Raw genomic sequence first — 21,342 nt, 5'->3', positions numbered from 1 at the left:
TCGCGTCTACCGGATCTACAGTGGAGTCTGTCTCAATGCCAAGTGCTCTGAAAACAGCATCTCTTGAATCATCATTTTGAAGATTTAGTCCTACACCAAGTGTAGGAATTCCTTCGTCATCTAGGATGATTTGTGTTAAAGGATTCAGGGCATCACTGGTCTCTAGTTGGTTAAGGAGTTCGCGTCTAAAGATTGCATAATTGGCATCGCTTAAGTTCTGTGTATTAATCACTGGACTTCTCCACAAATTGAAATATACAGGCGGGAAATATTGCTATGTATTCTCGGTTAAGTCTAGGGATTGCTTCATAGACACCGAATGCGCTACCAAGTGAGCCTAATAGATATGTACGCCCTCCAAAAAAGAAAGCCTCTGTTTTTTTGCTCAGACGACGTAGAAAAGCATCACTTAGAAGAAGGTTATCCTCATCTAGAATATGATAGGAATATATCCATGAAGGAGATGTTTGACCTTCTGTAAATTGCGAACATTCTGCCAATGAATATCGATATATACGATCTGGATCGCCATCAAGATCGACATCAAAGCTACTAGTTTCGATGTCGATCTCCTCTCGATTCAACCTATCCTCAAACAGTTCTTCTCCACTGTGCTCCAAGAGTCTTTCGACAGCATGTATGTCTCTAATTTGGCGGTCTAGAAAGGTGCGAAGAAAAAGCTCTCTCGCTAGTTCATAATTACTAGAAGCATCTATTTTTTCCCAGCTAGGTTGAGTAAAAAGAGGTGGTTCAAGAATTTTGGGCAATCTACACCAAAACTCGTTTTGAGAGGATACAGAAATTGAACTAAATATAGCTTCTAAAGCCTGACAAAGTTCTGGCTGTTGTCTGCCGAGATCGTTTACTTCAACCAAAGAGAGCGAAAGAGTCTCAGGCTGTGCTCGCAAGGGATTTTTCTGGAAGTTAATTCCAGAAATAAGTAATCCCAGAAAAATTACACAAAGGAATATAATTCTTTTCAAATCTACTTGTCTGTTCATGGTTTCACCAATTGATTGATATGAGATCCTCTGAGGCAATCTTTCCTCTCAACAACATGAGTTAAAATATTGAAATCCTTACAGATTTTCTATAAAGGTTTTCATTGGAGTGAGGAGGTGTAGCATAATATTTGTAACGTTTGCATAGCAAAGCTTTTCATGTACCCCATTCGTTCAAAAACCGCTATATTGAGAGAAAGTACTATAGCCTCTCTAGTATCCAAAGTAAGTGTGCAGTTCTTACTTTTGGCTATATGATTATGCTCGATCAACTATATATAACAATCCGAGAATGACTTGTAAATGTCGATCCTTCCCAGCACTAGATTTCAGGTATCCTGGCGTTCACAAATCGATTAAGATTGCTATATAACGATCTTGATATACTGGTTTACTTAAGCACAACACCCATTTTTGCGCTTGAATTTCGTAACCGTCCCAGGGATTTAACGAAGATTGATTGTTTCAGCTGTTTTTACCTCGATCTGTTAGGACGAGAAAGGCTGAAACCCTTTAAACTCGTTATCTGTCTGGCTCGTTCCAAGCTTCTGAGACGGTTACTGAATTTCTATATTTGTAGATATTTTAGCAAGGCAAAAAAAATGCTGAAACAGTGATAATACTGAATTAGTTAGTCTGATTTTAGGAGTTACGCATTGACAGGCGATGCAAAACATAAATTGATAAAAACGTTCTCCTCCCTCAGATCTATTGAGTGATGCGTCAGTGCTCTAAGCCCTCCCAGTCGGCTATTAATAGCAGCGACTTCCTGATTTACTGCTGAAATAGGCTCATCGGTTCTGGCTATGCTGTCCGTAGCCCTGAAGAGCCTAAAAGCCTTACCTAGCAAGGCATTCATGAGATCTTGAGCATAAAGAAGTATGTTTTACCATCTAATCCATTGCTAGCAAGGCTTTGAGCAGTTTTGGCATGGAACTAGCATACTAGGTCCGGTAGAGCCCTGAAATAATTCCGCCAAGACCAGCCTCATAAGCACTGATACGCTCTTCATGTTTATTGAAGGTTCTGAATACCTTGAGAGCATCAGTTTCCGATGGTCGAAAATTTGGCCCAGGATTCGATACATCGTACAGTCCAAAGGTTGCAGCCTCAATATATCTACGTCTTGCAATCCCAGGCCCAGATATAGCGCCTATATTAAATTCGAAGTTTGTATTGTAACGGATTTCGTAATATGCTTCAGCTCTGTCGCCACTATTAAAAGCTGCGGTCAATCCTGGCCCAATAAGTCCGATACCTCCATTGAATGCAAATGAAACTAGCGTAGTACGTTCTAATGAGTTACTTACCCCTGAAATCGCACCATCTACGTCTGGCTCAAATATAGCAACACGTTGACTAAAGGCATCGATTGATTCCGTTCGACTGGTAAAACTAAATGTTGTGCGTCGGTTAGTTGCTAGCACATTAGGATTATTTGCTCGCCGGATCAAAACATCATCCAAGTCAGCTCTCAATTGAGATACTGAAGACTGTGGACTATTGATGACACTTATGAGTTCTGCAGCAAAAACTGCATCTGCAGGATCAATAGCGGGGTTTTGTTCAATATCAAATGCACGAAATACAATATTTCTGGAATCGACATCTCTTAAATTTAATCCGACACCAATTGTAGGAATACCTGCACTATCTATAATGGGATTCAAGATAGGATCTATGTTGTTACTGGTCTCAAGCTGGTTAAGGACCTCAAATCGAAGACTCTGGTATTCAGAAAGAGTAAGATTCTGTGTATTTATCGTCATAGCCAAGTTTACTCCCATTCAAATTCACATATTGGAACCATTGCTATAGTTAATAAATTGGGCAAATCGTGTGGTTCCCTAATTGATGCACCATTTAGCTGAAATGACAGCAGATATGTGCGGCCTCTGAAAAAGAAGGCTTCTGTAGACTTAGAGAAGTAAGACAAAGTTATCTTTCCAAGGATGGGATCGTCTTCATCTAAGATGTGATAAGAACCAATTGACGAAGAATTAGCCTCCACACCTTGAGGACAAACTCTTCTGGTATAACGATAAACGCGATCTTGCTGTCCATCAAAGTTAAAGTCTAAATTGCTAACCTCAATGCGCATTACTCCTTGAGATACTTCTTCATTGAAAAGGTGTTGCCTTTGTTCCCAGAAACTATCAACAACATCTGCATCTCTAAACCGAGCCCCTAGCCAGCTGCGAAGAAATATTTCTCGTGCAAGATCCAGGTTTTTAGTAATATCTATCTCGTTCCAAATAGGTTGTGGAAAGAGAGGTGGCTCTAAAATATTAGATGTGTTACACCAGAACTCCTCTTCAGATTGAATAGGTCTCGAATTGAAAGCTAATTCTAATGATTGACAGAGTTCATACTCTTGGCCTTTGACTAATGACAAGGTAAGAGATTCCGATTGTGCATTTGTAGGATCTGGCCTAATGCTAATTAGAGAAAAGAATATCCCTAAGAAGATTAGGCTAACGAGTACTATCCTTAGTGGGTTCTTTACTCTGTTCACGGCCTTGAAGCAAACAACAATGAGTAGCTACCTGAAGAAGTATAATCGCCACCTTCTGTTGCAAGATGGCATCTATACCTCGTCTACGTAGAGACCTGGAGTTTTCTGGAGCTAGTCTCTGGAGCTGAAAATATTCCCCTGCAAGCACTGTAGTTGCACTTTGAAAACTACAGTTTTCAAGCTAGACATGGGTTAGAGCATAAAAACAAGCTCACTCAATAGAGACATTTCTATACTCATGGATGATAGATGACTCAAAATGATACTGTAACCGTGACATCTCCGAACATTCTTGATATTTTTATACAGATCGACTCATTCTAATACCATTCTTGTCTAAGCCTATGCTTAATCTTCTAGGGCTTGCACTGTTTGGCTTACTGAGACAAGCTTTCAGTCGATCTCGCTGTCTGAATGTTCAACCCGTATTGTCATTTGGAATATATAAATATTTGGAGGCGATTCCCTTTACCCTCAAGCTCTTATATTTTTGCGGAACGGAGATTCCAAACAAGTCAAGAAAAGTTAATTTTATGAGAGATTGATGATGCGTTCGTTCAACACCATTGGCTCTGTGATTTCTATCTTCCTCATATACTTTTTATTTCTATTCTCAGTAAGTGCTTCGGAGACTAGTGAGCTTCCGAGCCAGAAACAGATTAAACGAGCATGTGAGTTCGTTGCATCGGCTGAGAAGAATACAATTGAGGACTACTTTCTTCGTCGTGGACATATTGATATCAATAATGATGGTACAGCAGAGCAAATTTTACGAGGACTTACAGGTACGGCAGGAGGAGATTTTTTTGATTTCATTGATGAATCAGGTCATGCTATATCTATAAATATGGTTGATTATGAATGGAAATCGTATGTAACATATGGACAAGGGATTCTCCCATTTGATGGCTTGGTTTACCAAGTACACTTTTCAGATGAGAGCTTAAAATACCCACAGTATCTTACATATATAACTCCCTCGAATCAACAACATATTCTGTGTGAGTTTTCAAATACAGTCACTGAGTATGTTAGTCATCCCTCAGAAGAACGAAGTTTTTGTTGGTCATTATTGTCTAATTCTCCATTACAGTCGGTCGGCAATGAATTCTTATCGAGCCATCTTGAAGGCGCTGTTCCATATCCGAATACACTAATTCAAGTTGATGGTACTTTCCTGTCTTCTCCCAACACTAGAATTCGTTCTGAAACATTTACTACAGGGAATAAGGTGGATGTTGATTTCAACAATGACGGCACAATTGACACGTTAGTAGAATTAGAGTTTATTAGTGGTGCTGGCCGCGGGTGTTATGTCTCATATTTTGATGTACTGAATGAAAATCAAGATGGGTTTGATGTGTCGGAAAAGCATGACTTACTTATGCGCATTCAGGACATAGACCTAGAAGAGAGATTTCCAGGTCGATGTAGAGGTAATAAAATGCAATGGTTTCGGATCGATGAATTGAATTATTTGGAGGATAAATTTCAAGGTGATGCTCCCCGAAATAAAAATACTGAAATCAATACTATTCGCTATCTACAAGATGGAATTGTGCATAAAACCTGTACATTTGGTTTCGCAATTAATACGACTGTAAAAGCTGAATAATTAGTGCAGAAAAGCGCATTTTCAATGCTCCAGACAGTTTTAAATCGAGTTAGGTGAAGGTACGATTAAATCAGGTCTTGGTTATACTTTTTACTCTCCAAGTACAGGAAAATAGACTTAACCTAAGACACTTTCTGTACCTTTTAGGGTTTATCGGCTACCGTTCCTGTTGTGCTGTCCGCTGCCTGGAGACGTCCAAAAACCTTATCCAACAAGGCTTCGATAAAGAGTATGTCACGAACAGAGCTTGATGAGAAAACCTAAGCAGAAATTTGCAATCAAAATAATCAAAATTTTAGTGAATTCATCAAATCTATGGAGGCGATATTTCTATCGATTTTACTAGTCTTTCCTCATTATAATAACCAAAAATCTTTGTTGTTGTATTTGCCAGATCTCTTGCGAACCAAAAGAAGATAAAGAAACCTTCTCGGTCAGGGTAAGAGGCATCGGACTGAGTGAAATCTCGATCTTCAAGAAAATTCTTGAACTCATCAAAGTCTGGATTTGAAGCAAGTTGCTGCTCGACACAATCACGAAAAACAGCTTGGTTTATGGGATGACACTCGTCGGGGCCGACATTCCATCCCGAGGAGCACCCTCCCAAAAAAATGGACAGAGAAAAAAGCACTAATCTCTTGACAGTAGACCAAATTGAGTTAGGTGCAGACATGATTAAATACAGATCTTAGCTACACTTTTTACTCCCCAAGTGCAGGAGAGTAAAATTCACTTAGTGCGCGTATTTACAGAACTAACTGCATCAAGAACAGATAACTGCATATACTCGCAAGATAGCACACACCCAACAAAGGTAAGCGGTATTATCACGAAGTTTTATAGTATAAATTTACTCCAAGTGGTGTTTATACAATCTGCTTATGCGTTATCCTAAACTCGACTGGCCCCATAGGTGTTGCAGTCTCTGAACCATGCCCTAGTGTGGGAATGTTTTTGGGCCTTCGGGTAACCGCAGAGGGGACAAGTCATAGTCATGTTTCAAGACAGTGGACAACTCTGATTATAAGAGCGTGTCTGAAAAGGTCAGCAGATAAAGTTGAGAGGCTGAGTTAGAGCCTCCCAACCAATGACACGCCAATCCTACGACACCGATCTAACCCCTGCCCAGTGCGAGCTTCTAGCTCCGCTATTACCGCCAGCTAAGCCAGGCGGTCGTCCCCGCAGCGTCAACGTTTTCGAAGTGGTCAATGCCATCTTCTATCTGTTGAGAGCCGGATGTGCCTGGCGTCTGCTGCCCCACGACTTCCCCGCTTGGCAAACGGTCTACCATTACTTCCGTCAGTGGGAAGCCGATGGCACCTGGGAAGCTCTCAACCATGCTCTGCGCCAGCAACTGAGAGAAACGGTGGGGCGCAATCCTTCTCCCTCGGCAGCCTGCCTGGATTCCCAGTCGGTCAAAACAGCTGGTGCCGCTCAAGAAACAGGCTTTGATGGAGGCAAAAAAGTTAAAGGTCGCAAGCGCACTATCCTGGTTGATACGATGGGTCTACTGCTGGGTGCCAAGGTCCACAGTGCCCGACGCTCCGACCATGACGGCCTCACCTTGCTGGGGATTTGGTTTGCCAGTATGTGGAGTTGCTTGCAATTGATTTGGACCGATAAAACCTTTGGTGGCAAATCTTTTGTGGCTTGGGTTGAGCAAGCGTTTGGCTGGACTATTGAAGTCGTACAACGGCCTGCTGAGCAAAAAGGGTTCCAGCTTTTACCTCGGCGATGGGTGGTTGAGCGCACCTTTGCCTGGTTTGGTCGATACCGTCGCTTGAGCAAGGACTACGAATATTTGCCCACTACGAGTGAGACGATGCTTTACGCTGCTATGGTCAATCTCATGCTTCGTAGGCTGGCTTGAGACTTTTCAGACACGTTCTAAAAACACCGATTCAAATCTGAAGTGCAACATCCTGCACAAAGCTGTTAGCATTGCTTGTGGAGATCAGATAGCAGCATAAACATTTTCTCTATCTCTATCTCTGAAAGGCTTACATCTCCCCAGAGCGTTTATCTCCATTTTCCTCCTTAGTGGCAGCTTTTGTCAGGCGGTTGCACTTCAACGTAGAATTGGCCCAATTCCACGCTTCCTTGCTACACAACCCATGATGATTAAGAAATTTACTCTTACGGTTTTGATTTTTGTAATAGGGGCGATCGCTTTTTTGAATGGCCGTCCCTCCAGGGCAGATACTGTCACTCCATTTATGCAGCTTAATTGCATACCTGAGTTAGGGTATCTCCAGGTTTCTGCGGTCACTTTAGCCAATGTTGGCTGGCAGGAAAACTATCGAAAGTATGGGGAAATGCACGGGCTATATCTAAGAAATTTAGCGGAAAACCTAGATCCAATTCGAGTAACTTGCGGTGTAACTGAAGTTGAGGTAACGTATGGTACTTCTCGGGCACAAGGAATATGTGGGTCTGCACCTGCAGCAGCATTATCATTTTGGCTGAATGGAGAGCTCATCTTAGATGGAGTTAGATTCCACGATAACTGCCTTGAAGATAGTGTGTTTTTATTGACCTACGATGAAGGTAATTCTCTCGAATTGTGTAGCCGCTCAGTGGGTTTCCCGGAGAGAAGTGCAGTTTGTAGCACTAAGTTTTTATTCAACTTGGATGCAGGGCCTCCTTACAAATCATTTACCGAGTTTCGCTCCAATGCGCCTTCTATTTATCAGTCGAGCTAGTAGAAAAATCCCTCTGTTTTGTTATAGGCCATCTTCCCAGACTCAACCCAAAGAGGCAATTCAATCAGGAAGGAAATTAGACCGAATGCCGAAATATAGCAATCCGAAATGACTTGTAAATGCCGATCCTTGCCAGCTCTGGGCTTCAGGCATCCTGGCGTTTACGAATGGCTTAGGACTGCTATAGTGCAGGTAACTCTCAATTCTCTCGACTATTTCACTGCGATCACTGCAGCGAAAAGATCGGGGTGAACGAGATCGGGGCGAAGCGATCTCGACCAGGTAGAGAAGGGTGCAATTTGATGGGGTAGCGTCACGCCCTTCCCCCGAGAGTGAACAATTATCATAATCACATAGCTACAGCAGACCGCAAACGAGATCTAGCCACTAATCGACGAGGGATGAACAACAACGATCTCTTTAAATCGCTTAAAGTCTTTGATATTAAAGGTTAAAAGATGGGTCAGTTCGTGCATGAGCATCGCTGCCACCAGTCTTGTGTCGTGGACTTTGACACCCCGCACCTGATAGCGATCGATTAAGTCTTTCCAGATTGGATAGATTCCGGGCACATCCTCTCGAAGTAGCAACAGCCCCTCAAGTCTCTCGACCTCAAGTTTTGTTTCCTGGTGAGACAGTCCGAATCCATTACGTTCCATTGGTCGAGTACAAGCGTTCCAAAACTCTGCGATTATCTGCGGGATCAGATAAAGCTCGTTGCCCTGGCGTATCAAGATTTCAGCAGCATTCAGGGCAACCATACAGTCGGGATGCTCTTCCTCAATGCTTCTCAACCAAATGTTGGTATCGACTAAATACTTCATCCACGCTCGCCATAGAGGCTTTCACGGCTAATTGCTTCGTCGGATAGTACGGGTAATTTTCGCCGAGGCTGCTTTGCCCAGGCTAGAAAAGCCTCAGCCCTCTCATCGGGTGTCATCTCGACTGGAGCAAAACCTTGTAGAGCCTTAGTGAATCGCAGGACTAATTGAAGCTGTTCTTCAGACAGCCCTTCTAATTCTTGTGCGATCGCTTGCTTAGCCGTCATCGATCAAACTCTTCTCTATCCCGATCAATAGCCTATTTTACAGACTATTTCAGCTAGCTTGCAAACCACTGATTAGTTCCTGCCCAAAGACACGTAGTCACGTACCTCGATCCAGTCATCCACGGCCTCCCGCAGAATCTCGTTTATTGTGAGCCGAAAATTATGGTTTTTGTTTCACCTCCTGTTGCAAATCCTGACAAACCCCCTTGAGGCGCTCAATAATGTGTTGCAGGGTGAGACGATAGGGTCTGTTGGCGTCCTCTGATTCCATTGCGGTTTCAAGCGTCCAAGCAATTGCCGTAAGCTGTTCAAGTTCCTGGAGCAGTTTATTGGTCGTCATGCGGTATGTCTCCCTTGACTTATGAAAAAGTCACCGCCTGCAGAGGGGTGACCGGGAGCTAATAAACCGCACAGGAGCACGGCTACGGCACTTTTTAGCCGGAGCCTGGACATATAGTGCCGTCTCCCGGTCGAAGAACCGAAAGACGACATGATTTAGCGGCTCATGCCAACCGCTCCTGTTAGGGGTTATTAGACCCCAAGACAACGCGCACGCGCTATCTCACGGCAAGACTATCATTCGAGCGGTGCTCTTGGAGTCCCACCGTATGCTGCCATTTTTTTAGCTTCCGCACGTTTATTGAGAGTAATCTCAATAAACGGGTAAAAACTTACCTTCGCCGGAACAGGCATTTTTTCGCCGTTAAGGGCCTTAATTTACTTTTAGGGATTTCCCCCGTCTGAACAGCGAAAAATGCTTCTACGGGCTTCTGAGGACGCTCTAGGCAAATAAAAAACCTTTTCCGCTCTCCCCTTCCCCCTGGTAATAGCCAATCGCTAACTTCCCCGATATCGTCTTGAACCAGGGAAAGGGGAGTTTTCCACAGGTTTTGCCTACAGGCGCGTGTCTATAGGTTTTTTATATATCTATAGCGATCCTATACGATTCATATAATAATCCGAGCTAAATCAAGCTAAAACTGCCTGAGTCTTCAGCTCAAAGAAGCCATACTTGTAAAGCTTCGGAAAGTCATAGACTTCTCCTTCAATTAAAAATTCAAAGAACCACTTGACTAATGGAAAAGACTCTAACTCATGCCAACATTTTCTAAGCCAGCTTTTAGCATTCAACCAGATATCCTCCACCGGGTTTTGCTCCGGCGCATTAGGAGCAAATAACTCACAAGTCAAAAGCCACTCAGAAGCATCTAATCCTTGATTGATTTCCTCTAGATATTCCTTCATCTCTTTGTACTTGTGATAGCTTGCTCCATCCCAAATTATTAAATGTTTACTCTCTGGATTGAGAGATTGCAAATATTTTAGAAAAGATACCGTGTTTTCGGAATTCGCAGTTTTATACTCCTGCCCGAAAAATTGTCTTGTTGCATAATTTATTGCACCATAATATGTTTGTTTTTCTCGCTCATTAACTATTGGAATTTCTATTCGTTCTCCCTTTGGACCCCACACGGACTTCCTTGCTACACGACCCATGATGATTAAGAAATTTATTTTTACGGCTTTGATTGTTGTAATAGGGGCGATCGCTTTTTTGAATGGCCGTCCCTCCCGCGCAGATACTGTTACTCCATTTATGCAGCTCAATTGCATACCTGAGTTAGGGTGTTTGCAAGTTTCTGCGGTCACTTTAGCCAATGTTGGCTGGCAGGAAGACTATCGAAAGTATGGGGAAATATACGGGCTATATCTAAGAAATTTACCAGAAAACCTAGATCCAATTCGAGTGACTTGCGGTGTAACTGAAGTTGAGGTAACCTATGGTGCTTCTCGGGCACAAGGAATATGTGGGTCTGCACCTGCAGCAGCATTATCATTTTGGCTGAATGGAGAGCTCATCTTAGATGGAGTTAGATTCCACGATAACTGCCTTGCAGATAGTGTGTTTTTATTGACCTACGATGAAGGTAGTTCTCTCGAATTGTGTAGCCGCTCAGTGGGTTTTCGGGAGAGAAGTGCAGTTTGTAGCGCTAAGTTTTTATTCGAACTGTCTCAAGAGCTTCCTTACAAATCATTTACCGAGTTTCGCTTAGACGATCTCTGAGTCATTAGAACTGCCAGAACCCACAATCATTGGTATTGATATCTGTAGCGGCCACGCACCCCTCAACCTCGCAGCAACATCAAATGCAAATTCCGCCGCGCCTCTGGATTGAGGAAATGCTCCTGCAGTGGCTGCCAATCCAACCAAGCCCGATGTCTCGCCTGCACCAAAATCGTCGCCAACGTCGGCATCGACGCCTTAAACTGCCGATCGAGCGTCCGATCCAAAAAATCTTCTAAAACCACACTGTCCTGCATTCTCCCCAAGGCATCCTGTAACTGCGAAAATCGCTTCAACTCGGCCTGACAGCCCTTACCCAGCCAATCTGCACAAAAATCCAGTTGATATCGCACCCGCTTCACCTGTTTGCGCAAATCGTGCAACGGCGTTCCTCGCACAGAAATCAGCTTTTCAGCCGCCTCGGGCGTCAATTCCCTCAGCGGATAAAACCGATCGCCTCGCAGCTCTGCCCCCACCCACCAACCGGGATGCAGCAGTAATTGACAAATTAGTGGCTGCACGAATTCCGGCACAATATCCGCCACAGGCAACTGCGCTAGCGGTCTGTACTGGGGCGATCGCAACCAAGCCCGAATCTGCTTCTTCAGCGTTTTATACTTCTCCCCGGTCAGTGTCGATCTCGCCTGCTTGAAAGCCTTCTGGCGATCTTCCCCCAACTGATGCATCACCTTCGCCAGCACCAGTTGCTCTTCAAACGGCAATGCAGGCCAATAGTGCCTCTCCAGTGTCTCCATCAAGACATCGAGATCGCGCAAATTCCCCAATCTTCGGGCCACCTTGCCCACCTGTCGGTCTCGCGCCCTCTCCGGCAACTCCAACACCGATCCATAAGCCTTTAACGCCGTCCGCAACCGCCGCATCCCCACTCGCATTTGATGTAGATCTTCGGGATCGCGATCGGCTAAGACTGCCGACTCGTAGCGAGTTACCTTGCGCACATACCGTCGAATCGCGCTATGAAGATAGTCGGATAGAACAGCTGGCTCCGCTCGTCCATCGGGTGGTGTAGTTCGAGTTGTAGCTGCTGTTTTTTTCATGTTTGTCTTTAATCTTCCCATAACCTAATTCTTGCTCGCGCATTCTGCAGCAATGGGTGTGCGTTACAAATTTTTTAAGATCGAGCTGCTTTCGAGCAGCCTTGCCAACACGAGTTCGGCGGAAAAAACCGGTAAACGTAATGAATGAACATGCGATCAGACGTTAACCTGGTACGATCTCATTTCAGATCGTGTATCTGAAGATTTCAGCTAAAGGCTGTTTGCAGTTTATATTTGTGTAGCAATCCTGATTTTCTCATTTTCTGTTCAGTTTCAGGTGATATTGCAGTATATGAAGTATCTTCCTGAGAAAGCGTAGAGTTCGGTACTACTTCTATCGGAGAATATCGTGAAGAAGAATTCTGAAAAATGTCCGATCGCCTTTGCTGGCGTCGGGCTGTTGAGTGTAGGTCTAGCGGCCTTTTCTCTTGTCGGGCAAGCTGAAGCAGCTTCCCTTGTTACCATCGAGTTTGCCCCCGCAAATTTTAGTATTGGAGGTGTCGGCCCAGCAGCGGTTGCGGATGGTCCGGGGCCGGGAACCTCAGACTTCAGCTTGAGTGGGATTACCGGCAGCGGTGGCGAGGTTTTGAACCTAGCTGTGCCCGCGTTCTACTCATCCCCCCCAGCCAGCTATTTCTTCAGCGATGTCACTCCTCTAGTGAGTGGTTTTGATAGTACGGTTGCCACTGGCAGCGGTTCTCTGAGTTTCGACTTTACAGTAGGTGCTCTGGAGTTTTTCTTTTTCGATCCATTGGACACCGGTTTGGCAACGGCAACAGCCTTCGATAGCGGTGGCGTTGCATTAGGCACTGTTAGTGCCACCTCCTCACTCGCTCCCGGCTTTGTCACACTTGATTTTGCTGCCCCCATCGCCAGTGTTGAGTTCAGTGGGGGAGCGATCGATAGTCTAACCGCTGTAGCTGTCCCCGAGCCCGCGACATTCTTGGGGCTGCCGATCGCTTTCCTCGGTGCCATCTATCTGAAGCGCAGGGGCAATGTGGGTCAGTAAATTGGCTGTTTTTAAGTGATACCTACTTTAAGTGATACCTAGCCGAGAGGGGAAGCTTTTCAATAGATCTCCTGCGGCTAGGGCACTCAAGGGTTTGGCGATGAGATATCCCTGGCCGAACTCGCACCCCATTTCCCGCAATTGCTGCATTTGCTCCTGCGTTTCTACCCCTTCGGCGATCGCGTGCAAGCCCAAACTGTGGGCCAGCGTCACAATAGCCAACACAATCGCCGGGTTGCCCCCCTTTCGACCCATCTCTCGTACGAAGGAGCGGTCGACTTTGAGAATGTTGAGGGGTAATTGCTGCAGATAACTCATGGAGGAGTAGCCCGTACCGAAGTCGTCGATGCACAGTTGAATCTGGCGATCGCGCAATGCTTGTAGCAGATTTCGAGCTGAGTTGGCATTGTCCATTAAGGCACTTTCAGTCAGCTCCAGCTTCAAACAGGTGCTATCCAATTGCGTTTCGAGCAAAACCCGATCGACGGTCTCCAGCAGGTTGGAATGAATGAATTGTCGGGCCGAAATATTCACACTCACGCTCAGCGATCGCAAACCCGCATCCCAGTCCTGCCATTGGCGCAGTTGGCTGCAGGCTTGCTGCAAACACCACTGACCGATATCGACGATCGCGCCGGTTTCTTCCGCGATCGGAATAAATTTAGCGGGGGAGATGGGGCGCTCGGGATGGTTCCACCGCAACAAGGCCTCGAAGCCGCAGATCGTATCGGAGGTTAGCGACACGATCGGCTGGTAGTACAACTCCAGTTCGCGATTGGGGACAGCGCGGCGCAGGTCGTTTTCCAGATCGAGGCGAGCCACCGCTCGAACGTACATAGAGGTATCGAACACCTTGTGGCGATCGGGACCCTGCTGTTTGGCACGATACATGGCCGCATCGGCATCTCGCAAGAGGTGTTCGGGCGAGTCATAATCTGCCGTCCCCAAAGCAACTCCAGAGCACACGTCGATAAACACTTCTCGCCCCTGCAACTGAAACGGGAGCTTCATTTGCTGGCGCACCCACTGCACCAAAGCTTGGGCCGCCTCCCTCGAATGGACCGTATCCACCACCAAGCCAAATTCGTCTGCTCCCAAGCGGGCCAAAAATGTCTCGGGAGGGAGATTGAGCTGGAGTCGCTCGGCAATGAGCTTCAGGAGACAATCCCCCGCGCTGTGCCCCAGCGAGTCGTTAACCACTTTGAAGCGATCGCAATCAAACAGCAGCAGCGCAAATTCATATTGGGAGTTTTGTTTGGCGCGATCGAGCTTGCGATCGAGCTGTTGTAATAAACTGAGCCGATTGGGCAGTTGGGTCAAACGATCGAACAGAGCCAAGTATTCCAACTCCTCTTGAGCCTGCTGCCGTTGCAAAATCTGCTGCTCTAGCTCAGCTGTACGCTGGCGTACCCGATCTTCCAACTGCTCGTTCCAGGTTTCCAACTGGCGTTTTTGCCGCAGCAGCTCGATCTGGCTATTCACCCGAACTAAGACTTCTTGGGGCTCGAAGGGTTTGAGAATGTAGTCGCAGCCCCCCACCTTAAAAGCCCGCACCTTATCGCGAATGTCTTCGAGGGAGCTAATAAAAATCACCGGGATCGATTCTGTTGTCGCATTGGCTTTTAGACGCTGACAGGTGGCATATCCATCTAATTCCGGCATGCGGATGTCCATCACAATCAAATCGGGCGGTTGCTCGCCCACCATTGTCAGCGCAGCGGCACCGCTGTCTGCCTGGTGAATGGTATAGCCAACAGCACTTAAAATTTTGGAGAGCGACAGGCGATTGACGCGGCTATCGTCGACAATCAGGATGTTTGTCTCGGGCGAGTTAACAGAAGAGCACAACATTAGGCAACTAGCACAAACTCCAGAGACGGCTGCTCGACTCAAGCTTACATTCAAGACAGGTCCTTACTATTAGCTGTTCCTCAGAAGCCCGTGTCGGGGGCAGCGAGGCAGGTAATAGCTGAACTCGAGCTGACAGACCTAGAACGGAGTTTGCCCCAAAGCAGGTTATTGTAAGGCGATCGCCAAGATTGCCGAGCGCTAGCTTGAAAAATCGCTAGGGGCCTCCGATCTGCCTCTGCCTGGAGGGGCGGGCACTGGGAACAGGTACTTGCTGGGAGGGCTGACATAAACTTGTCGAGTAAATGGAGCAAACAAATGGCGAAAGCACTCTTGCAAATGCAGGCATCAGCTCTACAAATTCGCGCTCGCCTCGAATATCCAGAGACAGGCATTTTGAGTAAAGTCTTGCTCGGGGATGAGAACTGTCAATACATGCTCTTTTGTCTGGCAACTGGAAGCAAGATTGCCGAACATAGAGCCCCTCGCAATGCCACTATCCACGTGCTGGAAGGAAGTGGAAAGCTCACACTGAATGGACAGGTCATTTCCTTGGAACCCGGCATATTTGCAGTGATGCCCGCTCGTACGCCCCATGCCCTCACTGCGATCGAAAATCTCGCTTTTTTACTCATCCTTTCGGAGCCAGCACCACCGCTGCGATCCTAGGAAGGCAGAATGATGTAGCCGTGAAAGCGATCGGCACGACCGGTGGAAGCGATCCCACATCATGTGCATTGCCCTATGGGAGCTCGGTCAGCCAAGTGACGATCGCGTCATTGACAAGCTCGGGGTGTTCGTCGTGGGGGCAGTGACCCGTTTGGGGAATGGGTACAAACTTGACTCGATCGCTGTAGCTGGCATAGTGGCGACCGCGATCGATGGGGGTCCAGGGGTCCATCTCTCCCCACAGCACCAACAGCGGTCGATCGACCTGGGGTAACAGCTCCTCGGGGGCAGGTCCGGCAGGGGCCGTCAGGATAGAGGCAAACACTTTATGGGCATCGGGGTGGCAAGCGGGGGCGTAAATGGCATCCACCAGTTCGTCTGTGATGGCTTCGCGATTGCCGTAGACCTGCCTCAGGGTGCCGCGAATGCGATGTTTTTGACGAATGCGATCGAACAGCCAGGGGCCGATAATCTGCGAGTTGACTGCCCGCTGAAACGTTCCCATCACCAAACGCAGGGGCAGGTTCAATTCATTGGAGCGATGGTTGAGCCCGCCAGCACAGTTGAGCAAGACGCCCCCCGCCGACAGTTCGGGATGGCGGGCCACCAACATCAGGCTGAGCAGCGCGCCGATGGAGTTGCCCACAAAGACGGTTGGCTGCTGAATGTGCTCCGCCCAAAATTCTGCCAACATGGTTTCCCATAGGTCGAGGGAGTAGGCGATCGCCGGTTTATCGGAGCCGCCAAACCCGAGCAGGTCGATCGCAAAGACGCGATAGCCCGCTGCTGCTAAGACGGGAATATTTTTGCGCCAGTGGTGAACGGACGCCCCAAAGCCGTGGATCAGCAACAGGGGCTGGCCGCTACCGGCAACGGTGTAACGAATGGAATGCCCCTGCCAGATCCAGGTTTGTAGGGGTGGCAGGGGAGCGCGTACGGGGGATTGAGCAATCACAGCGATGGGGTATCCGAGAAGCTATCTCTCTCATCCTAATCTGGGACTGGAAATGAGGGTGCAGGCTGGTTGTCTGGCAAAACCGATGCCGTGGCGATACAGAGGCGATACAGAATTGATATCCCAGACAAGCTCTGGGGGTTAGGTGATGCGATCGCCGTTTAAGAGCGGACGAAAATGCCCAGGGATTCTAAGAGTTGCGGCCGATCTTCGAGGGCGATTTTGGCGATCGCTTTGCAGTCGCGCGTCCATTATGATGGCTGGGTTGTCATTGCAGGAATGCAATGTCCTTTGACAGCGTTTGCAAATTCATCGCGGAAACTTTTACCGCTGACCTCGCCACTTGGCTGCTGGGGGAACCAGTCGAGTTTGCTCGTTTGGAGCCTTCGGAGTTATTGAGCAGCCCCATCTATGCCGATTCGTTAGTGCTTTTGGAATCGGAAGATCTGGTGCTCCAGGTAGAATTCCAAGTGGAGCCCAAAGTGGAGATCCCATTCCGCATGGCAGACTATGCCATCCGGGGATTTCGCCGCTTTCCCAACAAGACAGTACGGCAGGTGGTGATTTACCTGCGGCGATCGCAATCCCCGTTGGTTTATCAGACCAGCTTCGATCGCGACGGTATACATCACGAGTTTGAGGTCATCCGCATCTGGGAGGAACCTGCCTCCCAATTTCAGGAGTTGCCAGGTTTGCTGCCTTTTGCGGTATTGGCTCAGACGAGCGATCGCGAGCGGACGTTGCGGCAGGTATCGGAGCAAATTGAGGCGATCGGCGATCGCGAACAGCGAGGGGATGTGGCGGCCTCTACAGCAATTCTGGCAGGGCTAGTATTGGAGAAAGAGCTGATTCGGAGTGTATTGCGGGAGGATGTGATGAAGGAGTCGGTCATTTATCGAGAGATTGTCTCGACGGCGGAAGCGCGCGGGCGGAGTGAGGGCAGACAGGAGGGAGAGCTCTCTTTAGTTTTGCGCCTGCTCAAACATCGGTTTGGAGAGTTGGCTCCCGAACGACAGCATCAGGTTGAGAGCCTTTCCCTAGACTCTTTAGAAGAGTTGGGCGAGGCACTGCTGGACTTTTCTAGTGAGGCCGATTTGGTGGCTTGGCTGCAAAGGCTTCGGTAGGCGATCGCTCTCATAACCCCCAGCAAAACTTCAACCTAATCCTCTTCAAAGGCGAACCCTTCACCGCTCTAAACCTGCAACGAATGCGCGATCGACTCATCCCCCCGCCACATCAGCCCAAAACACAGCAGTTCTAAACCAGTCGAAGCGTGAGGAAGAATTCTTCAAACTTTGCCCGCCCTAGATTAAAACATCATCACCATCGCCACTGGCATCAAATATGATGGCTGGGTTGTCATTGCAGGAATGCAATGTCCTTTGACAGCGTTTGCAAATTCATCGCGGAAACTTTTACCGCTGACCTCGCCACTTGGCTGCTGGGGGAACCAGTCGAGTTTGCTCGTTTGGAGCCTTCGGAGTTATTGAGCAGCCCCATCTATGCCGATTCGTTAGTGCTTTTGGAATCGGAAGATCTGGTGCTCCAGGTAGAATTCCAAGTGGAGCCCAAAGTGGAGATCCCATTCCGCATGGCAGACTATGCCATCCGGGGATTTCGCCGCTTTCCCAACAAGACAGTACGGCAGGTGGTGATTTACCTGCGGCGATCGCAATCCCCGTTGGTTTATCAGACCAGCTTCGATCGCGACGGTATACATCACGAGTTTGAGGTCATCCGCATCTGGGAGGAACCTGCCTCCCAATTTCAGGAGTTGCCAGGTTTGCTGCCTTTTGCGGTATTGGCTCAGACGAGCGATCGCGAGCGGACGTTGCGGCAGGTATCGGAGCGAATTGAGGCGATCGGCGATCGCGAACAGCGAGGGGATGTGGCGGCTTCTACAGCAATTCTGGCGGGGCTAGTATTGGAGAAAGAGCTGATTCGGAGTGTATTGCGGGAGGATGTGATGAAGGAGTCGGTCATTTATCGAGAGATTGTCTCGACGGCGGAAGCGCGCGGGCGGAGTGAGGGCAGACAGGAGGGCAGACGCGAGGGAGAGCTCTCTTTGGTTTTGCGCCTGCTCAAACATCGGTTTGGAGAGTTGGCCCCCGAGCTGCTGCTGCAGGTTGAGAGCCTTTCCCTAGACTCTTTAGAAGAGTTGGGCGAGGCACTGCTGGACTTTTCTAGTGAGGCCGATTGGGTGGCTTGGCTGCAAGGGTCTCGGTAGGCGATCGCGCCTGCGACCCCCAGCAAAACTTCAACCTAATCCTCTTCAAAGGCGAACCCTTAACCGCCTCGACCTTACAACGAATGCGCGATCGCCTCATCCCGCCACCCGTACGGTAAACGGCCCTCAGCTTTCCATAGCTAATCTCAAAACAGAACGCTATCATCGCAGATGTTTTCACCTCTGCCCGATCGCCTTGACTCTTCCCCTCTTCCCAACCGAAGACAGCCCTACCCAATGGGTAGAAGCGATCGTCGATCGCCCCGGCAGCCTCGACTGCTACACCTATCGCCTGCCCGATCGCCTTGCAGGCGACACCGTCCAGCCAGGAGATGTCTTGGCCGTGCCGTTTGGCTCGCAAACGGTGGGGGCGATCGCCTTGCGCATCCTCGATCGCCTCCCCAAAGGCTTGGATGCCAGCCAAGTGAAAGACGTGGAAGATGTGGTGGCAACGGGTCTGCTGCCAGAGGAATTGCGCTGGTTGCTGGAACGGGTGTCGGAATATTACGCCACCTCCTTGCAGCAAGTGGTGCGGGCAGTGCTGCCGCCCGGAATTTTGACGCGATCGCAGCGGCGCATTCGGCTGACAGCAAAAGCAGCAGGTGAAGTGGAGATTGCAGGGGTAGGGCGATCGCTGCTGGAGTTGCTGCGGGAAAAGAAAGGGGATCTGTCGTGGCTATTTGTGCGGCGAACTGTGAAGGATGCCTCCAAGGGATTGCGCCAATTGCAGCAGCGGGGCTTGGCAGAAAGTTATTGGCAAGAGGCAAAATCGGTCAAGCCGAAAGTCCGTCAAGTGGTGACGCTGTGCGGCGATGACTCGCAGGAGTTGACACCCCGACAGGCAGAGGTGCTGGCCGCACTTCAGCGCTTGGGAGGGGAGTTGTGGCTGTCGGAGTTCTTGGTCGAGGCAAAAACGACACGAGGGGTGGTGCAGGCACTGGCGAAAAAGGGACGGGTGGCGATCGCCGAGCGGGAAATGCTGCGTTCGGCGATCGCCCCCGATGTGAACCGCGATCGCCCTAAGACATTGACGGCAGCACAGGCAGCAGCAGTGGAGGCGATCGCCAACGCAAGCAACCAGACCTTACTGCTGCAAGGGGTAACGGGCTCGGGCAAAACTGAAGTCTATTTGCAGGCGATCGCCACCGTTCTCGAACGACAGCAATCTGCCCTTGTCTTGGTGCCCGAAATTGGCCTTACCCCCCAACTGTCCGATCGCTTTCGAGCCCGGTTTGGCGATCGCGTTTTGGTCTATCACAGCAATTTATCCACCGGGGAACGCTACGACACTTGGCGGCACATGTTGGGGGGCGAAATCTTTGTGGTTATCGGCACGCGCTCGGCAGTCTTTGCCCCCATTCAGAACTTGGGCTTAGCCATCTTAGATGAAGAGCACGACGACAGCTACAAGCAGGACCAGCCGCAGCCCTGCTATCACGCCCGCACCGTGGCTCGCTGGCGATCGCAACGGGCCAACTGTCCGTTAGTCCTGGGCACCGCTACCCCCTCCCTAGAAAGCTACACCGCCGTCGTCGGCGATCCCGGTCGGCATTTGGTCTTGCCCGAGCGGATTGGGGCCAAGCCCCTGCCCCCGATCGAAGTGGTGGACTTGCGCCAAGAATTTGACAGCGGCAACCGCTCTGTCCTGAGCCGTCCGCTGCGAGAGGCGATCGCCGACGTGCAAGCCTCCGGCGAGCAGGCCATTCTATTCTTACCCCGGCGCGGCTACAGCACCTTTGTACAATGTCGCAGTTGCGGCTACGCCATGACCTGTCCCCATTGCACCGTTTCCCTCACCTTCCACCAAGTGGGCCAGCAACTGCGCTGCCACTACTGCGGCTACCGCTGCCCCCAAGCCCGCGCCTGCCCCGAATGTCAGTCCCTCTATTTCAAGCAATTCGGTACTGGCACCCAACGCATTGTGGATAAGGTACAACAGGAATTTCCCCAGTTGCGTTTGTTGCGTTTCGATCGCGATACCACCCGCCAAAAGGACGGACACCGCAAATTGCTCGATCGGTTTCGAGCCAAGCAAGCAGATGTCTTGGTAGGAACCCAAATGCTCACCAAAGGGATTGATATCCCCGAAGTCACCTTGGTGGGGGTGCTGGCGGCAGACGGATTGCTCAATCAGGCGGATTTTCGGGCAGGGGAGCGAGCGTTTCAACTGCTCACGCAGGTGGCGGGGCGGGCAGGACGCGGCGATCGCCCCGGGCGGGTCATTCTGCAAACCTATTTACCCGAACATCCCACCATCGCCCACGTCCGCTCCTATTGTTATGGCGACTTCGCGATCGCCGAATTGGAGCAGCGGCAAGCACTGGGCTACCCCCCCTTTCGGCGGTTGATCTGCGTTCGGGTCAGCAGTCAAGAGCGGCAGAAGGCCGAGGAGTTTAGCCTTAAGGTGGCACAGTATTTGAGCGATCGCATTCCCGGCGAACGACTCGGACCTTGTCCGGCAGAAGTGGAGCGGGTGGCGGGATGGTGGCGCTGGCAAATTTTGTTGAAGGAGCCGATGGAGCGGGAATGGGAGATGGCAGAATTATCTCCTCTGCTGTTGCCTCTACCGCAACGGACCCCCGATCGCGTCAGGCTGAGTATTGATGTCGAGCCGCTGCGGCTGCTATAGG

At 49.0% G+C, this 21,342-nt stretch carries 21 protein-coding genes; 10 read left to right on the top strand and 11 right to left on the bottom strand.

Annotation, left to right across the window (positions count from 1 at the left end; genetic code table 11):
• Positions 1-224: 224 nt before the first annotated feature.
• The 3 genes from SYN7336_RS01580 to SYN7336_RS30375 form a co-directional block, all read right to left on the bottom strand.
• The gene (locus tag SYN7336_RS01580) at positions 225-1,001 is read right to left on the bottom strand and encodes a hypothetical protein (protein ID WP_017324162.1); all 777 of its coding nucleotides are present in this window, start codon (positions 999-1,001) and stop codon (positions 225-227) included.
• A 944-nt stretch (positions 1,002-1,945) separates the two neighbouring features.
• Complete coding sequence (locus tag SYN7336_RS01570) at positions 1,946-2,770, bottom strand: hypothetical protein (RefSeq protein WP_156819981.1); 825 nt, start codon at positions 2,768-2,770, stop codon at positions 1,946-1,948.
• A gap of 8 nt (positions 2,771-2,778) precedes the next feature.
• The gene (locus SYN7336_RS30375) at positions 2,779-3,396 is read right to left on the bottom strand and encodes a hypothetical protein (RefSeq protein ID WP_156819980.1); all 618 of its coding nucleotides are present in this window, start codon (positions 3,394-3,396) and stop codon (positions 2,779-2,781) included.
• 667 nt (positions 3,397-4,063) lie between these two features.
• Between SYN7336_RS30375 and SYN7336_RS30370 the strand changes: the two genes are divergently transcribed.
• The gene (locus SYN7336_RS30370) at positions 4,064-5,131 is read left to right on the top strand and encodes a hypothetical protein (protein WP_156819979.1); all 1,068 of its coding nucleotides are present in this window, start codon (positions 4,064-4,066) and stop codon (positions 5,129-5,131) included.
• 313 nt (positions 5,132-5,444) lie between these two features.
• Here the strand turns inward: SYN7336_RS30370 and SYN7336_RS30365 are convergent, their stop codons facing one another.
• A complete protein-coding gene (locus SYN7336_RS30365; protein ID WP_156819978.1) occupies positions 5,445-5,804 on the bottom strand; it encodes a hypothetical protein in 360 nt (119 codons plus the stop codon).
• A 414-nt stretch (positions 5,805-6,218) separates the two neighbouring features.
• Here SYN7336_RS30365 and SYN7336_RS01545 point away from each other — a divergent pair, with 414 nt between their 5' ends.
• Entirely contained in the window at positions 6,219-7,001 is a 783-nt protein-coding gene (locus tag SYN7336_RS01545) for an IS5 family transposase (protein ID WP_017324155.1), read from the top strand.
• A gap of 244 nt (positions 7,002-7,245) precedes the next feature.
• The gene (locus tag SYN7336_RS30360; protein WP_156819977.1) at positions 7,246-7,833 is read left to right on the top strand and encodes a hypothetical protein; all 588 of its coding nucleotides are present in this window, start codon (positions 7,246-7,248) and stop codon (positions 7,831-7,833) included.
• Positions 7,834-8,213: 380 nt separating this feature from the next.
• Here SYN7336_RS30360 and SYN7336_RS01535 read toward each other — a convergent pair whose 3' ends face one another.
• The 4 genes from SYN7336_RS01535 to SYN7336_RS01520 form a co-directional block, all read right to left on the bottom strand.
• Positions 8,214-8,657 (bottom strand): PIN domain-containing protein, encoded by a 444-nt coding sequence (locus SYN7336_RS01535; RefSeq protein ID WP_017324153.1) that lies wholly within the window; start codon positions 8,655-8,657, stop codon positions 8,214-8,216.
• Complete coding sequence (locus SYN7336_RS23945) at positions 8,654-8,881, bottom strand: hypothetical protein (protein WP_017324152.1); 228 nt, start codon at positions 8,879-8,881, stop codon at positions 8,654-8,656. Before SYN7336_RS23945 ends, SYN7336_RS01535 begins: the two co-directional genes overlap by 4 nt.
• A gap of 160 nt (positions 8,882-9,041) precedes the next feature.
• Positions 9,042-9,221 carry a hypothetical protein gene (locus SYN7336_RS01525; RefSeq protein WP_017324151.1) on the bottom strand — a complete coding sequence of 60 codons (180 nt, stop codon included), beginning with the start codon at positions 9,219-9,221 and terminating at the stop codon, positions 9,042-9,044.
• A gap of 629 nt (positions 9,222-9,850) precedes the next feature.
• A complete protein-coding gene (locus SYN7336_RS01520) occupies positions 9,851-10,378 on the bottom strand; it encodes a transposase (protein ID WP_255346695.1) in 528 nt (175 codons plus the stop codon).
• Between SYN7336_RS01520 and SYN7336_RS30355 the strand changes: the two genes are divergently transcribed.
• Complete coding sequence (locus tag SYN7336_RS30355; protein WP_227498579.1) at positions 10,377-10,946, top strand: hypothetical protein; 570 nt, start codon at positions 10,377-10,379, stop codon at positions 10,944-10,946. The genes SYN7336_RS01520 and SYN7336_RS30355 overlap by 2 nt on opposite strands.
• Positions 10,947-11,008: 62 nt before the next feature.
• Here SYN7336_RS30355 and SYN7336_RS01510 read toward each other — a convergent pair whose 3' ends face one another.
• Entirely contained in the window at positions 11,009-12,004 is a 996-nt protein-coding gene (locus SYN7336_RS01510; RefSeq protein ID WP_026100597.1) for a CHAD domain-containing protein, read from the bottom strand.
• A 349-nt stretch (positions 12,005-12,353) separates the two neighbouring features.
• On the opposite strand from SYN7336_RS01510, the gene SYN7336_RS01505 reads away from it, so the two are divergent.
• Entirely contained in the window at positions 12,354-13,013 is a 660-nt protein-coding gene (locus SYN7336_RS01505) for a PEP-CTERM sorting domain-containing protein (RefSeq protein ID WP_017324147.1), read from the top strand.
• Between the two features lie 27 nt (positions 13,014-13,040).
• On the opposite strand, the gene SYN7336_RS01500 is transcribed toward SYN7336_RS01505, so the two are convergent.
• Positions 13,041-14,864 carry an EAL domain-containing response regulator gene (locus SYN7336_RS01500; RefSeq protein ID WP_017324146.1) on the bottom strand — a complete coding sequence of 608 codons (1,824 nt, stop codon included), beginning with the start codon at positions 14,862-14,864 and terminating at the stop codon, positions 13,041-13,043.
• A gap of 315 nt (positions 14,865-15,179) precedes the next feature.
• Between SYN7336_RS01500 and SYN7336_RS01495 the strand changes: the two genes are divergently transcribed.
• On the top strand, positions 15,180-15,530 hold the full coding sequence (locus SYN7336_RS01495; protein ID WP_017324145.1) for a cupin domain-containing protein: 351 nt from the start codon (positions 15,180-15,182) through the stop codon (positions 15,528-15,530).
• Positions 15,531-15,603: 73 nt separating this feature from the next.
• On the opposite strand, the gene SYN7336_RS01490 is transcribed toward SYN7336_RS01495, so the two are convergent.
• Positions 15,604-16,485: an alpha/beta fold hydrolase gene (locus tag SYN7336_RS01490; protein ID WP_017324144.1), complete on the bottom strand. Its 882-nt coding sequence runs from the start codon at positions 16,483-16,485 to the stop codon at positions 15,604-15,606.
• A 284-nt stretch (positions 16,486-16,769) separates the two neighbouring features.
• On the opposite strand from SYN7336_RS01490, the gene SYN7336_RS01485 reads away from it, so the two are divergent.
• From SYN7336_RS01485 to priA, 4 genes are all read left to right on the top strand, one after another.
• Positions 16,770-17,609 (top strand): DUF4351 domain-containing protein, encoded by an 840-nt coding sequence (locus SYN7336_RS01485; RefSeq protein ID WP_017324143.1) that lies wholly within the window; start codon positions 16,770-16,772, stop codon positions 17,607-17,609.
• Between the two features lie 251 nt (positions 17,610-17,860).
• On the top strand, positions 17,861-18,712 hold the full coding sequence (locus tag SYN7336_RS01480) for a DUF4351 domain-containing protein (RefSeq protein ID WP_017324142.1): 852 nt from the start codon (positions 17,861-17,863) through the stop codon (positions 18,710-18,712).
• A complete protein-coding gene (locus SYN7336_RS30350; protein WP_156819975.1) occupies positions 18,691-18,831 on the top strand; it encodes a hypothetical protein in 141 nt (46 codons plus the stop codon). The genes SYN7336_RS01480 and SYN7336_RS30350 overlap by 22 nt, the downstream gene beginning before the upstream one ends.
• 77 nt (positions 18,832-18,908) lie before the next feature.
• Complete coding sequence (gene priA / locus SYN7336_RS01475; RefSeq protein ID WP_017324141.1) at positions 18,909-21,341, top strand: primosomal protein N'; 2,433 nt, start codon at positions 18,909-18,911, stop codon at positions 21,339-21,341.
• Position 21,342 lies beyond the last annotated feature (1 nt).

This window comes from Synechococcus sp. PCC 7336, assembly GCF_000332275.1.
GTDB lineage: Bacteria > Cyanobacteriota > Cyanobacteriia > Thermostichales > PCC-7336 > PCC-7336.
The sequence above is the reverse complement of the archived record's forward strand: the minus strand, read 5'-3'. Positions and strand labels throughout refer to the sequence as shown.